The 15,535-nt window shown below is 58.5% G+C and carries 8 protein-coding genes and 1 tRNA gene; 2 read left to right on the top strand and 7 right to left on the bottom strand.

What is annotated here, in order from left to right; all coding sequences use genetic code 11:
• Nucleotides 1–330: 330 nt before the first annotated feature.
• From INR77_RS03435 to INR77_RS03410, 6 genes are all read right to left on the bottom strand, one after another.
• Nucleotides 331–4,212: a TonB-dependent receptor gene (locus tag INR77_RS03435; RefSeq protein ID WP_223072541.1), complete on the bottom strand. Its 3,882-nt coding sequence runs from the start codon at nucleotides 4,210–4,212 to the stop codon at nucleotides 331–333.
• Between the two features lie 98 nt (nucleotides 4,213–4,310).
• Nucleotides 4,311–10,421 (bottom strand): SdrD B-like domain-containing protein, encoded by a 6,111-nt coding sequence (locus tag INR77_RS03430; RefSeq protein WP_223072540.1) that lies wholly within the window; start codon nucleotides 10,419–10,421, stop codon nucleotides 4,311–4,313.
• Between the two features lie 459 nt (nucleotides 10,422–10,880).
• A tRNA-Lys gene (locus tag INR77_RS03425) sits at nucleotides 10,881–10,956 on the bottom strand.
• Nucleotides 10,957–11,060: 104 nt separating this feature from the next.
• Complete coding sequence (gene folK, locus INR77_RS03420) at nucleotides 11,061–11,558, bottom strand: 2-amino-4-hydroxy-6-hydroxymethyldihydropteridine diphosphokinase (RefSeq protein ID WP_223072539.1); 498 nt, start codon at nucleotides 11,556–11,558, stop codon at nucleotides 11,061–11,063.
• A gap of 9 nt (nucleotides 11,559–11,567) precedes the next feature.
• Complete coding sequence (aguB, locus tag INR77_RS03415) at nucleotides 11,568–12,446, bottom strand: N-carbamoylputrescine amidase (RefSeq protein ID WP_223072538.1); 879 nt, start codon at nucleotides 12,444–12,446, stop codon at nucleotides 11,568–11,570.
• A 17-nt stretch (nucleotides 12,447–12,463) separates the two neighbouring features.
• Nucleotides 12,464–13,324, bottom strand: a complete 861-nt coding sequence (locus tag INR77_RS03410; protein WP_223072537.1) for a class I SAM-dependent methyltransferase — start codon at nucleotides 13,322–13,324, stop codon at nucleotides 12,464–12,466.
• Nucleotides 13,325–13,466: 142 nt separating this feature from the next.
• Here INR77_RS03410 and msrA point away from each other — a divergent pair, with 142 nt between their 5' ends.
• A complete protein-coding gene (gene msrA, locus INR77_RS03405) occupies nucleotides 13,467–14,024 on the top strand; it encodes a peptide-methionine (S)-S-oxide reductase MsrA (protein ID WP_223072536.1) in 558 nt (185 codons plus the stop codon).
• Here the strand turns inward: msrA and INR77_RS03400 are convergent.
• Nucleotides 14,021–15,256 carry an RsmB/NOP family class I SAM-dependent RNA methyltransferase gene (locus tag INR77_RS03400; protein ID WP_223072535.1) on the bottom strand — a complete coding sequence of 412 codons (1,236 nt, stop codon included), beginning with the start codon at nucleotides 15,254–15,256 and terminating at the stop codon, nucleotides 14,021–14,023. The genes msrA and INR77_RS03400 overlap by 4 nt on opposite strands.
• A 62-nt stretch (nucleotides 15,257–15,318) precedes the next feature.
• On the opposite strand from INR77_RS03400, the gene INR77_RS03395 reads away from it, so the two are divergent.
• On the top strand, nucleotides 15,319–15,501 hold the full coding sequence (locus INR77_RS03395; protein ID WP_223072534.1) for a DUF1674 domain-containing protein: 183 nt from the start codon (nucleotides 15,319–15,321) through the stop codon (nucleotides 15,499–15,501).
• Nucleotides 15,502–15,535 lie beyond the last annotated feature (34 nt).

Genomic DNA, 15,535 nt, shown 5'->3' with positions numbered 1-15,535 from the left:
TCTATATGACGCAATAAAGTTTTCGTGATAAATTAACGCTCATGCGTGCCGGATCGTTAGCAAATGCGCGAAGGCCCTCCACGGCCACGCCGATGATCGCAAAAGAACAGAAGGCTGGAATGACAACGGGGTCGTTGGGCGCGGATTAACTCCGGGTGAGGGAGTGGGCGCCCCGTTCTTCCCCGCTCACGCCCTGAAATCAAACTGAATTCGGACAGGGAATTGAGAAGGCGCCAATATCCCATCTCCTTGGCACCACTTACAAGAGCGACGCGGAGTGCATCTGCCGTGCGGCAAATTCGCACGGCAGATGCACCGCTTGGGGGCTCGTTAGAACTTGCTCAGCAGGTTCAGGAATGGTCCGTGGCTGGTAAAGCTTTGATCGGTGAGATCGGTTGAGAAATCCGACAGCGAATAGCCAACGCCGACTTTCACATTATTGCCAAGGTGGCGATAGATCGCACCCATCGCGCCGTAGCGAACGTCATCCGAAAGCTCGACCCAAAGCGCACGGCCTTCGACCAGAACGTCCCAATCCTTGTGGACGTTATAATCTGCCCGAATGACGGCGAGATGCGCATCAGAGCTGATGAATTCATCGCTGTCCCGGCCAAGCGAAACCTTACCCGAACGATAGCCATATTTGGCACCGACTGTCAGGCTCTTGGTGAGGTCGTAGTTGACGTCGATAGAACCAATGACGCTCTCCTGCTTGGGGCTTTCCACCTGACCCGAGCCGGTGAATTGGCCCGCTGGTCCCAAATCCTCAAAATACTGGAACCGGGCCAGCACGTTCAGGCGTTCATTGTTCACCGGACGGAAGGCAAAACCGGCCATCGCCTCGGTAAATTCAGCCGCTCTGATAGAGGCGGTGTCATTGTCCGCCTCGGCCATGTTGAAGCGGGCGAGGAAGGTCCAGTCGGGATTCACCGAATAGGACAGGTCATTGCGAAGCAGCCATACCGTCTGGTCGATGCCGTTCCCTTCTTCCTTGCGCAGCTCAATCGAAGAGCCCACGCGCACACCGTCATTGACATAACCAACGCCAACGCTGCCCGCCGTGCGACGGAAAAGGCCGGTGCTCAGATCGTCAATCTGACCGCGTTCGAACGAACCGTCGAACGACAGGTGTTCAGTGGGTTCAAACTGAAGACCAAAACTGCGGGTGAGCGATGGGGCGGTCCCGCCAATGCCGGTGCGATTCTCGCCATAGACAGACAGGCTGTCAGTAAAGCGATGCCGCGCACCAATGGTCAGGGTACCCCTGTTTGAACGGGTGAAGATGTTTTGCGTATCAAGTCCTGTGTCCGTGCGATCCGCGAACAGCGAATATCCGACATAGGCCTCTGACCCATCGCCAAGGCGATAGTTGAGCTGAGTATCGGCGCCAAGACCGCCATCACCGCCCGACACTTCACCAGCGATGCCGATGCGCTCACTGACTTGTGCATTCACGCCCCCGCCAAAGCGGTTGTTGCGTTCACGCGTGCCATCCCGGTCAAGGGTCAGCTGGCCAAAAGTGTGAAGGTTGATGTCTTTGGCGATTTCATACCCAAGCTCGACTGCACCATCGACGCGGCTGCCGTTCTGGAACGTGTTGTTGAGAACGCCCGGAGTGCGATCTTCATATCTGACCCCGGCCTTGGCCGTCACACGGCCAAATTCGCTGGTCAAATCAACGCGGCCCGTCCGGCTGTCACCAACCGTGCCAGTGGTGATTTCGTCATATTGCGCTTCGATGCCGCTTGTGTCGGTGAAGGGCACGCTGGCGCTGACGCCCCAACGCTGTGTCTCGGACGGTGCCAGACGGCCAGCCGAAGCAAATCCTTCATCGTAGTTCTCGAAATAAGCCGCGAACTGGCCTCGGTCGCCTGCTGCACCTTGAAGCTCGGCTAGATTGACCGCAATTTCAGTGCGATAGGCCTGTGCTTTCACCCCTGCCCCCGGATTGACGATATCGGTGAAGGTAAGACCGCCGTCGACCGAATTGGACTGGCCAAAGCCGGGTCCGTCGGTCTGCGCAACTTCAGCCTTAAGATAAGTGCCAGCGGTCAAACGCAGCATAGCATCTGCGCCGATCAAGGTTTGGCCAGCATCCTCGACTGTGTCGCGCTGTGCAGTGGCGCCAAGGCGTACTTTATCGCCGAGCCAGCCGGTTGCACGGCCGCCAACGGTATAGCCATCAAGATCGCCCACGGTTGGCGAAAATTCATAGCGGACGACAAGCACAGGGATATTGCCCGAATTCGGACCTTCGCGAACCGTCGCCCCGGTCGAAGCGATAGACGCGAGTGGACGAAGCAGGGTGATACGGCCCTGAAACGGGTCGAAATCATAGTCTTGCTGCGGATGCAGTTCGATCGATTCCACCACGAGCCCGGTGGTCACATCGCGGGTTTCAATCCGCAGACGCTCTGAACCCACTGAAATATCCTGACGTTTAAGGAAGTAGAGCGAACCGCCCGTCCCGCGAAACTCCTCGCGCCCCGGAATAGTGCCGGGATCAGAGGCGAAGGCGGTAACCTGAAACTTCTTCTCGCCAAAATCTGTCGTGGCGTTCGAGTTTACGTCAGCAAGAATACCGAAAAGCCCGCGATCAAGCTGAGCAAGTTCGGCTCCGTTGACGCTGGTGGTGAAGTTACCAACGACGAGTTGATCATCATCACGCGCCACTCTCAGATAAAAACGCCCTTGGGTTGGCGCGTCCTCAACCAGCGTGGAATCATCACCATAGGTCGGATAGAATTGCTCTCGGTTGAGACGCCGAAGAAGCTGGTTTGGATCCTTGCGGTCAAGGTTCGAAAACAGGTCTTCGATCAAGGCTTCGCCTGTGTCGAGAGAGGCGGTAATGCGCACGTCCTTGGTGTCATCGCCGTCTTCATCGCCGATCACGCCGCTGGCGTAGAACGCACCCCGGCCAATGGCATAGGAGCCCTCGGCGGTTGGGTCGCCAGAAACTTCGGCAGCAGGGCCAGAACCAAAGCTTTCGCCGATGGTCACCTCTCCCTGGCCAACGACGAACCAGTCGTCCTTGGGCGCGGCAAAGCTTTGCTCGACCTCGCGAATAATGCGTCCGCCCCGTTCGATCACCACATCCAGCTTTGATGCGGAGCCTCGCCGGGCAACAATTTGCTGCGCAGCGAAACGCCCGTCCACATCAACTGGCACAGCCTGGCCAGCGACAAAGACGCGGTCCGTTTGCGGATTGGCACGGCCCGTGACGCTCGCCATCATGCCGCCAAGATCGATGTTGCGGCGCGAAGCCTCGTCAATCGAGCCGAAGTTAGGCCGATCAACCACCTCTTCGCGGCGAGCTTGCGACACAACCGGGTCAACAATTGTCAGCTCTTGCGGCGCGGTTTCATCGAATTGTCCGCTCTTCCCGTAAACGCGGTGGGTGTAGAACAATGCCGACGCTCCGCTTGCCGGAACCTGCCAGCGCGCTGCGCCATTGCGATCGGTTTCGATCACGGCAAGCGGCTCGCTATCGGGACTTTGCGACGCGCGGAAAATGCGCACCTCGCCGCGTGTTACGAAGGCGGGATAGTTGTTGTAGGTCATAAAGCTGACCGTTTCACCAGCCGCAGCGGTGCGGGCAGATTCTACAAGGCCAACGTTCAGGACCGGCGTAACCACCAGAGTGTCTGCGCGAAAGCGGATCTGGTGCGGGTCATCGCCATTATATGCCGGCGCGCTGGCTGATGCCTGATCCTGCGAAGTATAGGCCGCTGCCTGCGCTTGAACATTGCGCTCAGCCTTGCGGGTCTGCTCAGGCGAGGCGGGCACGCGGACAGGTTTCGACAGCTGATCCATCGGTTGAAGCTTGCCGCTTGTTGACCGCGACTGTCGACCGGGGGCAAGCCGCTGGCTGGCTGTGGGTTGAGACGGTGTGGCCTCGATGCGCGGCGGAGCCATTTTGACGCGCCCCGCTGACGCAGGCGTTACCGGCGGCACAGTGGCTTTTATCGGTGCCTCAATCTTCGGCTTTGCCGCAAGGGCCGCCGCCGCAATCGCATTGCGCGACGAGGTGGCGTTATATTCCCCCTGAACAACCGGAACAGAGACATAAACGATGTCCGATCCGGTCTGCGTCAAGGGCTGGCTTGCCACTGGCATATGGGCTGATACTGCAACCCCGGCCGGGAGCGATGCCCCGACAGAGCCATTGCCATCCTTTGCCATTGCCGGGCTGGAAACCGCGGCAACTGCCATGAGCGAGCAACGAAGAGCCCACGCGTTAGTAGTTGCGTTAGTGGTTGCGTTGTTGTTGGATACCGGTGACATTTTTTTGTTATTGTTTTCCATGATCTTTACTCCCCTCCCTCGGTCGGTTTGACAGGGGAGCCCCTTCCACTGGTTCGTTCATTCGCCGGAGCGACACCGAAGTTCAGCTCGCCAAATTTACCTCTTGTGAGGCGGATGGAGCGCGGGTTGTCGGTCGTCACATCCCAACCCAAAGGCAGGCTGCGAGTGTCGAGTTTGAGCACGTAGTTTGAACCGATCCGGGCGTTGGGAACCGCAGCGCAGGCGATGTGGTAGCGTCCGTGTTCGTCGGTGGTGACAAGCTGGCCGTTGACCGTTGCCAGGCGTGCCGCCGGAACACCGGGTTCGCCTTCGTCCTGATAGCCATTGTAATTGGCATCCTCGAAGACCTTGCCGATCAGTTCAGAGCAGTCGAAGACCGAGCTTGGCGTGATCTGAATAACTGCTGTACCCCGGTTGGAGACAGGTTCACCCGTGGCCCCGTTTTCAGCAACGCCAGTGTTGACCTTCTCGCCGGTTGAGACACCCGCGCCGATCACCATGGAGAGCGAATAGGTGACCGCGCCATTGCCCGGAATAACCTGATCGCGCCACACGAGCTCTCGGCCGGCATTGTCGGTTTCGGGTTCCTGAGCGACCCCGTTCACAAAGCCGGAACCTTCGATGTAACGAAGACCCGATGGCAGAATGTCGATCACGTCCACATCGGCGCGCTGCACGTTTTCTGCGTTTTGCACGGTGATTTGATATGGAACGATGTCACCGACATTGGCCGTGCGTTTGGTCGATGTCTTGGTCACAACCAGCGGGTTGCGCGTCAGGAACGGATCAAGCGGGATGTGGTTGAACACGATATCCGGATCGCCTGATTGCAGCGCAAAGCTGAAGTAATAAGGCGGCGTTGCATCGGTTGGCACATCAACGCTTGGATTGATCATGACCGGGCTTGAAAGCCCTGACGGGTCAAACGGCCCTTCGAGCGGTGCGATGACGGTTGACGGCACTGCAAAACCCGTCGGCGGAGTTATGACGATGGTGTAGACCGTCTCCGAATTGGGGCATTGCGATGCGGCGCCTGGCACGACATCAAATTGGTATTCACCATCCGAGCCCGTGGTTTGTACCGCCTGTGATGGATCGATAAAGCACACATCGGGAAGCGTGTTGCCATTCTCACCGACCAGCGTGACGCTTGCCCCTGCAACAGGGGTGCGCGAGACGGCATCGTAAAGAACGCCCGAGGGATCGATGGGAAGATCTACGTCGTCCTGCGTCGCTGCGACGAGAACGGTGACATCGGGGATCACGCTGTAGACGGTCTGTGTGTCAGGACGTCTGAAGACAACTTCATAGCCTTCACCAGACAGCACATCGGTTACGACATAGCTGCCGTCGGGATTAGTCGTGGTCGATGCCACCACTTCGCCATCGCGCACCACCTCAACGATAAAACCAGCGCGTGGCTCATCGCTCGCATCCTGAACGTCGTTGACATTGTCGTCGGTAAAGACCGTGCCAGCGATATTGCCGCGCGGTTCTTCGACCAGAATACCGATTGTCGCGGTGTCGCAATTGCTCGGGTTCAAATTCTCACACAGCTGATAGGTGAGCTCGTAAGTGCCCGGTGGCACATCAGCGCCAATGGCAATCACGCCGGTCGCCGGATCAAGGGTAATGCCCGGATCAGCTGGCGGAGTAAGCAGCGTCAGCGTGACAAGCGATGGATCAATCGGATCATCATTGAGTGTGTCATTGTCGAAGACATTGCCTGCGTTGGGGCTGCCGACACCATTGCGTACCGGGGCAAGGGTATCGTCTTCCGCGATCAGTACGGGAGGCTCCACCACGACGGTTGCCGTGCCGGTGGCGCAATTGTCCGGGTTCAAATCCTCACACAGTTCATATTCTATTTCATACGTGCCCGCAGGTGTTCCTGACGGGACGTCGATCAACCCAGTGGCCGGATCGAGTACCGGCACAGGCGCACCCGGTGTGACGGGTTGAGCTGGCGAGATGACAGTTGCGGTCACTTCATCAAGATCAACCGGCTGACCATTCACCAGGTCATTGTCGAATACGTTGACGATGTCTTGCGCGCCGTCTGCACCGTTTACAGGGTCAGGCGCATCGCCAACGACCACGATTGGTGATGAAATCACCTCGACCGTAACCGTGCTTTGGCCGCAATTGGTCGGGTTCAGAACCTCGCAAATCTCGTAAGTGATTGTGTAGGTGCCCGATGGCGTGCCGGGCGGGATGTCGAGAAGCCCGGTTGACGGATCAACCACAGGGACAGGCGAGCCGGGAGTTGCAGGGGTTGCCGGGATCAGAATCCTGCCGATGATGTCGGCTGGATCCACTGGCTCACCGCCAAGGGTATCGTTGTCAAAGACATTGATGACACCGCCCCCGCCGGTCGCACCGATCACTGCAGGAGGGGTATCCGCGCCCACCACAATCGGAGCTGCTGCAACCCCGACCGAAATGGTCGCAATGCTGCAGTTGCTGGGGTTGATCGTCTCGCACAGTTGATAATCAAAGCTGTACGTGCCTTCCGGTGTGGCAGCGGGAACGCTGACGAAGCCGGTGGCTGGATCAAAGTCCAGCTCAGCGGGAACAGAAGAGCCCGGCGCAACCGAGATCGTTGCGGTGGTCGAAGTGGCTGGAGCACCGCCAAGCGTGTCCCCGTCAAAAGCGTTCAGAACATTGGCAAAACCATCGCGACCATTGATGTCGGTAATGGCGTCATCGCTTGCGAGGATGGGGTTATCCTCAACCACCACCGTAATCGTGCTGGAGGCACAATTGGTGGGGTTGAGGTCCTCGCAAATCTCGTAACCGATGACATAAGTGCCTGCAGGCACATCGCTTGCGACCGCGACAACGCCGGTTGCCGGATCAAGCACTGGAACAGGCGCGCCAGGGCTTGCAGGGGTCGCCGGGGTAGTGACGCGTCCGGTGATGTCCGCCGGGTCAACAGGCGCGCTGTTGAATGTATCATTGTCATAGGCATTCACTGCCGATGGATCACCGACACCAACGATCACCGTCGGCGTGGTGTCCGGAACAGCCGTAATCGCGCCTGCTTCAACGATCACCGTCACCGAAGAGCTTGCGCAATTGGTGGGGTTTGCGTTCTCGCAAATCTCGTAAGTAATCGTGTACGTGCCAGCGGGCGTGCCGGGAGGCACGTCAACAAGGCCCGTTGCCGGATCAAGTTCAGGCACTGGCGCACCGGGAGTAGCAGGCGTTGCCGGGGTGAGAACGCTGGCTGTGATATCGGCCAGATCAACCGGGCTGCCGTTCAGCGTGTCATTGTCAAAGGCGTTGATGATATCGTCGCCGCCATCCGTGCCATTAACGGGCCCCGGATTGTCTGCGCCTGCAACAATCGGCGCATTGACGACATTGATGCTGATCGTGTTCGACGCGCAATTGGACGGGTTCAAATTCTCGCAGATTTCATACCCGATGGTGTAGCTGCCAGCGGGCACATCATTGGCAACCGAAACAATGCCGGTTGCAGGGTCGAGTACGGGAACACTGGCCCCCGGACTTGCCGGAGTGGCCGGCGCGGTCACCCTGCCGGTGATGTCTGCGACATTGACCGCTGCGCCGTTGAGCGTGTCATTGGCATAGGCGTTGATTGCGTTTGCATTGCCGGCCCCCGCCGTCACATCAGGCGCGGCATCCGCATCAGCGGTGATCGGCGCCGCTTGAACGACGATGGTGACGTTTGCGGTTGCGCAATTGGTCGGATCGGCGGCTTCACAAATCTGATAACCGATTGTGTATGTGCCAGCTGGCGTACTGGCAGGTACATCAACAAGCCCTGTGGCCGGGTTCATCACCGGAACCGGGCTCCCCGGACTTGCGGGAGTGGCAGGTGAAGTGATGGTTGCATTAACCGATGCAGGGTCAACGGGCGCACCGTTCAGCGTGTCATTGGCAAAGGCATCGACCACGCTGCTGCCGCCATTCGCGCCGTTCACGGGCGCTGGCGTATCATCTTGCGCATCAATCGGAGCGGATTCGACCACCACGGTCACACTGGCTGACGCGCAGTTGGTGGGGTTGGCGCTCTCGCAGAATTGATAGCCGATGGTGTAAGTGCCCGCAGGGGTTCCGGGCGCGACCGACACATTGCCGCTCGCCGTATCAAGCGAAACCCCCGGATCAGCCGCAGGGCTGGTCACGGTCAGGTCAATATCCGCAATATCAGGTGGGCTTCCGCCCAGATCATCATTGGCAAGAACATTGATGATATTCGTGCCACCGCCAACAACTTGAACGGGCGCGGGCGTATCATCGGTTGCCGCAATCCCGGTCGCAGCGGATACAACTACTGTGGCGGTTGCACTTGCACAGTTATTGGGGTTGCCAATCTCGCAAATCTCATAGCCGATTGTATAGGTGCCAGCAGGCGTTCCAGCGGCGACAGAAACTTCGCCTGATGCCGGATCCAGAGTGACGCCCGGATCAGAGGCCGGGCTTGTCACGTTCAACGTCACTTCGCCAAGGTTCGTTGCCGCACCGTCGAGGGTGTCATTGCCCAAAACGTTGAACGCGTTAGGCGCAGCATTACTTTCGAAAATCGTGGCCGGCTGGCTGTCATCAGACGCCGCAATCGGCTTGTTCGCCGGATTGCTGGTGGTGGGGTCATCGTTGTTGGGGCCAGGCGCAGAGGTGCCGCTCCCGTCACCATCAGCGCCTCCGGTGGAATCTGAAACGTCCTGAACCAGCGTGCCGCCAGCGGTCTGTCCGCTTAGCGTTGCAGAGTTTGCGACCGGCGAACCAAGGTCATCTGCGACCAGCGCATAAGTGGCGGTGTAGGTCCACACCTCGGACAGATCGAGCAGGTTGTCGCCATTGGTATCACCGCTTTGGAAAGCCGGGGTCGGGGTAGTGCCGTTGCCGGTAAAACCGGTTTCAGCGAGGGTGATATTGCCCAAAGCTTCGCGGCCATAAGCGCGCGCTTGATAGGTGTAGGTGATCGTCTCACCCACCTGGCCATAACCATCGGCATTTTCGTCATTGAAAACAGCGCTTTTGACAAGGCCAAGCCCCGGATACCAAATCGTGACGGTCGCAGTGTTCGAGGTAATGCCAAGCGCGTTATCGAACACATAATCAATCTGCGTCGCTTCCCCGACAAAGCTTGGGTCGGGGGTGAAGGTCAGATCACCGGAAATCTCGTCATAGGACCAGTCGCCTTCGCCCGGGACGGTGAAGCTGGCGATGTCGCCATCAATATCGTTGGTGATGTTGGTGGCACCAACAGGGGCGACAAGGCTGATCGAAGCGCGGGCAAACTCACTTTCAACAAGCGAGTTATTGTTAGGCGCATTGTTGTTGTCAGTTGCCGCTGAATCATTGCGCAAGATCGAGACAGTCGCGCTGACACCGGGTGTCCCTTCCTGACTGTCATCAACCGCGATGGGAGGAGTAAAGTCGGCGCAGGCAAAATCGAGCGTATCAAACTCAGAATAAGTCGGATTGTCGAGCCGGATCAAAAAGCCGTTATCGGCCGTGCGGCCCATTTCAAATGCGGGCAGGTCAGGCAAAATGACTTCAAGCCCGGAAATCGGTTCCTGATTGTAGTTTTGATCGCCAATCAGCGAGAAAATATCAGGGCGGCCTGCGACGGTCCCGAACGCTCTACCGGTGGTGGCATTGCGGTCGATCCGCACAAACTCGATGTCGCCCTGACACACCGGCAGAAAGACCTGCTCGTTATTGGGGCCGTCGATATCGTTGATCTGGACGTGGATGTCCGCAACCACCGGCACACCGCCGCTATCGGTTGCGATGTCGTATGTGCCCGCTTCATAAAGGCGCCATTCGATGAAAACGTTATCTTGCTGGCTGGAGGTGATCGAAGGCCGGTTGGATGTCGTTGTCAGAGAGTGATCAACCGTTGCTTCGGTAACCACCGCAACAATATCAACCGAAACGCCGCCGACCGTACCCCCGTTGGTCCAAATTGCGCGCTCGCCCTGGCCAGAACCAACCGTCGTTGGCGCAGCCACATCGTTGATCACCAAAGGCGGAGCTGCAATCGCGGCTGAAGTTGACCCTAATGCGGTTGCTGCGAGAAGCATTTTCGTACGAAATGCAATCGAGCTTTTGTGTTTTTTAGTCTCGCTAGAACGGGCCACCGGCCGCCTCCCTCGTGGTTAATTTCGAGTGAGCGAGCTAAATCGGTGTGGTTATCAACTTCCTAATTTTACAACTAAGTACCACGGATTATACAGGATTTTACGTTTACCAATGTTTCCATCTGGTCGCGCGCCAAATGGCGATGACGGGCGGTTAGAGGTTGCCGGGATGATCACCGAGGCTAGGGGCGAATTTATTATGCTATGAGAGATTGCCCCGCCCGCAATCGCAAAAGCCAGAGCGGGCGGGGCTGATTGATGTGCAAGCGTGGCTGCGCTGGCACTAAGCAGGAAACGGTAGGCCTAGAAGGTGACGCGTTCCTGATGTGTTCTTTTGCACGGTGGGGATGGGATGCAAGAGCGGGCCTGATTTTGGGAACAGTATCGTATCAGGAGAATTTGCACCGCGCGCCGCTTTTGCGGCACTCCCATAAAAACCAGCGAATTTCATGGGATTAATGGTGAGCCCTGCTGGGTTCGAACCAGCGACCTACTGATTAAAAGTCAGTTGCTCTACCGACTGAGCTAAGGGCCCCCGAAGAGGTCAGCGCTGATTCGCGTGAGGAACATGGCCTGCGATGCGCTTCGGAAGGCGCTCCACTAGGGATGCAGGCGGCTCGGGTCAAGCAGGCATTTGCATCAATCTTTGCAACTGGTCTTGCGCTGCGCTTTTTGCAGGCGGGCAAAGTGGTGGGCGATGCTCAAACCACAGACCGGGTCACGCCAATCACCAGCGATATTGAGCGCAGGCTCTAGCACGAAAGAGCGAGCGCGAAACTCCTTATGGGGAATTGCAAGGTTGCCGGTCACAAAACGCCCGCCGCTCCACATGATGATATCAAGGTCAAGCACACGGTCACCCCAACGCTGACCAGAACGCCTGCCAAACTCGCGCTCCATCATTTTAAGGCCCGCCAACAGGCTCGGCGGGTCATAGTCGCTTGTCAGGATGCAAGCGGCGTTGGCAAAACGCCTTTGTGCAGGGCCGATGGGATCGGTGGTGATGATGCGCGAGCGGGCAGTGACAGTGCCAAGAGCGGCAAGCTCTTCCAGTGCAGCGCCTACGACATCGCGCGGGCGGCCAAAACGGTGATGCCGCTGGTTAGAACCCAGAGCGACCAGATAAGAACTGCTCACCTTAAAAACTCAAATATCTTCTGCAATCCGGCCATACAATTGCGGGCGGCGGTCGCGGAAGAAACCCATGCCAGCGCGGTGCTGTGCCGCGCGCGCGAGATCAAGCGTAGCGATCAGCACGCCTTCGTCGGCCGCACCAAATTCCTCGACCAAATCGCCCCATTCATCGGTAATGAAGGAGTGCCCGTAGAAACTTTGCGCGGCGGCTTTTGGCCCCTCAGAACCGATGCGATTGGCTGCAACGACCGGCATACAGTTGGACACAGCATGGCCCACCATCGCGCGGCGCCACATACGGCTGGTGTCGAGGTCAGCGTCATAGGGCTCTGATCCGATGGCAGTCGGGTAAAGCAGCACTTCTGCCCCCTTCAATGCCATCACCCGCGCACATTCGGGATACCACTGGTCCCAGCAAATGCCGACGCCCACACGCACCTTTGCGCCATCGTCTGCGGCCACGTCCCACACCTTGAACCCGTCGTTACCGGGGCGGAAATAGAACTTTTCCTCATAGCCCGGCCCATCGGGAATATGGCTTTTGCGGTAAGTGCCCATGACCTCGCCATCCGGGCCGATCATCGCGAGCGTGTTGTAATAGTGGTGACCATCGCGCTCGAAAAAGCTGGTCGGAATAGTGATGCGAAGTTTCGCGGCGAGCGCCTGCATCGCGATAACACTGGGATGCTCAGCCGTCGGGCGAGCGAGCGCGAACAGCGCCTCTTCCTCCGTGCGGCAGAAATAGGGGCCTGAAAACAGCTCCGGCGGCAGGATCAGCTTCGCGCCCTTGCTTGCGGCCTCCTCGACCAAAGCGGCAACAGCCGCGATATTATCCGCCTCGTCTTCGCGGGCGAGAGGCAATTGGAGGGCGGCGAGAGTAAGTGTGCTCATACCGCCGCCCTCTAATCTTAGTCAGCCTTTTTGAAAAGGAGCGTCATCCGGTCGCTTTCACCGATCGCTTCATATTTGGCGCGGTCCTGATCGCCGTAACGAAGCACCGGCGGAAGCGTCCACACGCCGCCTTCCCAATTGGCGGGGTCTTTGTCGTTGGCGTTGACTTCGCTCTCGGCGGCCAGTTCAAAGCCATTGGCCTCAAAGATCGCCACCACGTCTTCCACGCGCATATAGCCACGTTGGCGCGCGCCATAATCGTCATAGCTTGCACCTTCAGGGGCGCGGTGCTGGACCACGCCGACCATGCCATCGTCTTTTAGCATCATGCGCGCCGCTTTCAGCACGGTATCGGCATTGTTGCCAATGTTAAGCCCGTGCATTGAGCGGAAGATCACCACTCGGTCCACCGTGCCAGCGGCCTCCTCGGGCATTTCGTCGATTTCGAACGCCATGACATCTTCAGCGCTCATGCCTGTCATTTCAGCGGTGCTTTCCTTGAAGCGTTCGGTCCAACCTTTGGCGTTCGCTTCCTGAGCGCGGCTTCGATAGGTGGCTGCATCGCTGTCGGTCTGGAAGGCGATATAAGTGCCGGCGGGTGCCAGATAGGGAGCGAGAACGCGGGTGTACCAACCGCCACCGGGGCTGAATTCGGCAACGGTCATCGTCGGCTCAATACCGAAAAAGGCGAGCGTTTCGGCTGGATTGCGATATTGATCGCGCGCGCGGTCATCGTCGCGGCGTTCGTGCGCGAGCACGTCTTCGAGGGCAGGCGCTGAGGCTTCCATATGATCGTCAGCAGCAACAGGCACAGCCATCACTCCAAACGAGGCAGACGCAGCCAGCAGGCTAAGCGGGGCAAGAATTGTGAATTTCATGGATCTTTCGTCCTCTCAATATGAACTCTCTGTCGGCATTGTTTAGGGCCTTGGCCCGACATAACAAGGTCGCGCCGGGGTGAGCCCTTTGAAAACGGCCCGCGCTTCTTATGTATCCCGACAAAGAAAGATCGGAGACACTATGGAACAGGCAATCATTGCTGGCGGGTGCTTTTGGTGCACCGAAGCCGTCTTCAAGGATGTGATCGGCGTAACCGAGGTCGAGAGCGGCTATATCGGCGGGACGGTGCCGAACCCAACCTATAAACAAGTGTGCACAGGGCAGACCGGCCATGCCGAAGGGATCCGTGTAACCTTCGATCCTGATACGATCAGCTTGGGCGAAATCTATGACGTTTTCCTCGGCACGCATGATCCGACCCAGTTGAACCGTCAGGGCAATGACGTTGGCACACAGTACCGCAGCGCCATTTTTCCTCTGAACGCTGAACAGGGCGAAGAGGCCAAAGCGGCAATCGAACGCTGGAATGCGGATAATGGTGCCAAAAGTGGGGCCCGCGCTGTCACCACGATCGAGGGCCTTGAAGGCGATACGCAGACCGCTGAATGGTATGTGGCAGAGGATTACCACCAGGAATATTGGGACGGCGAAGGCCAGCGCAATCCCTATTGCCTCGCGGTCATTCCGCCCAAGATCATGAAGCTGCGCAAAAGCTTTCAGAAATATGTGAAGGGTTAGTCCTTCACCCACCGCCCCACGAAAAACCCGTCGAGCCCGCCTTCTTCGCGCAGCATTCCCGGATGGGTACGCAGCCAGCCTTCGCTGGTGGGGCTAAGGCTTGCGGGCAGTTCTTCGGCGGCAACTGGAGCGGGCGTGAGATCAAAGGTATCGCTAATCCAGGCAGCCTGTTCCTCGCCCTCTTCGGGTTCGAGCGAGCACACCGCATAGATCAGCGTCCCACCGGGTTTGAGCCAAGCCACCGCGCGCTCGATCAAAGCACGCTGGATTTCGACCATCTCGGCAATCTGTCTTGGTCCTATGCGGTGGAACACATCCGGGTGGCGGCGGCAGGTGCCTGTGGCGGTGCACGGCGCGTCCAGGAGGATCGCGTCGAACTGGTGCTTTGGTTCCCAAGCTAGAGCATCTGCGCGCAAGGTGGAGGCTTTCAGGCCGGTGCGCTTGAGGTTTTCCTTAAGCACGCTCAAGCGCCGCTTCGATATGTCGAGCGCGGTCACATTCCAGCCATTGGTCGCGAGTGCCATGGTCTTGCCACCGGGCGCTGCGCATAGGTCTAGCGCGTATTTGCCCTCGCCTGCACCCAGCAAATGCGTCGGCAATTGCGCCGCCAAATCCTGCACCCACCACGCGCCCTCTTTATAGCCTTCAAGCTTCTCAATCGGCGTGCCGCGGGGGATGCGGATGTGACTGGGCGCAAGGCTCACCCCGCCCAGCTTCGCCTGCCACTGCGCCGTCTCGTCTGCGTCGCGAATATGCAGATCAACCTCAGGCGGCTGGACCAGTCCCTCGGCCATTCCGGTGTAGAGATCGGCAAAACGATCCGGCAAGGTCGGCGCATCGGGCAGCGTTACCTCGCGCTTCATCAGCGTGGAGAAAACTCCATGCGCCAGCCGCCTTGGTCCGCCTGCGAGCAACGGAAGCCCTGTCGCGATCACCGCGTGGGGCGGTGTCTCCAGCCGCAAGGCTTGAGCAAGCATCAAGCGCAGCACCGTGCGCGGCTTTGCGTCTTCAGGCAGCGGGTTCTTGGTTGCGCTGTCGATCAGAGCATCAAGATCGGTCAGCCAGCGCAAGGCCTCCCCCGCAATCGCGCGCGCAAACGCCTGGTCGGGCGCTTTCCTCACATCGCGCAAGGCGGGGGGCGCGGCCTGCTCCAACGTCTCCCCACGGCGAAGGACCGCGTCGAGCATTTTGAGCGCGGCTTTACGCGCGTGGATTCCGGAAGGTTGAGCCATAATCGAATGCGGCTCTAGGCGCTCTTGAAACCAAGTGCCAGCTTGCGCATTTGATAAATATCATGACCCAGAAAAAATCCGACCCAAGAGACCGGGCTGCGAAGAACTTCCAAAAGCCAAAGCACTGGACCAATGATCCAGCGCCAAAGCCAAAGGCGGTTGATCCCAATAAGGACGAACCGCGCGAGCTTTCTCCTACCCGCTATGGCGATTGGGAGAAGGACGGGATCGCCTGGGATTTCTAGAAAGGCGCATCCCCGCGAAGGCGGGGATCTAGGA

Origin of the sequence: Erythrobacter sp. SCSIO 43205 (assembly GCF_019904235.1) — a bacterium.
Lineage (GTDB): Bacteria > Pseudomonadota > Alphaproteobacteria > Sphingomonadales > Sphingomonadaceae > Erythrobacter.
This window is presented reverse-complemented; position numbering and strand designations above follow the sequence as displayed.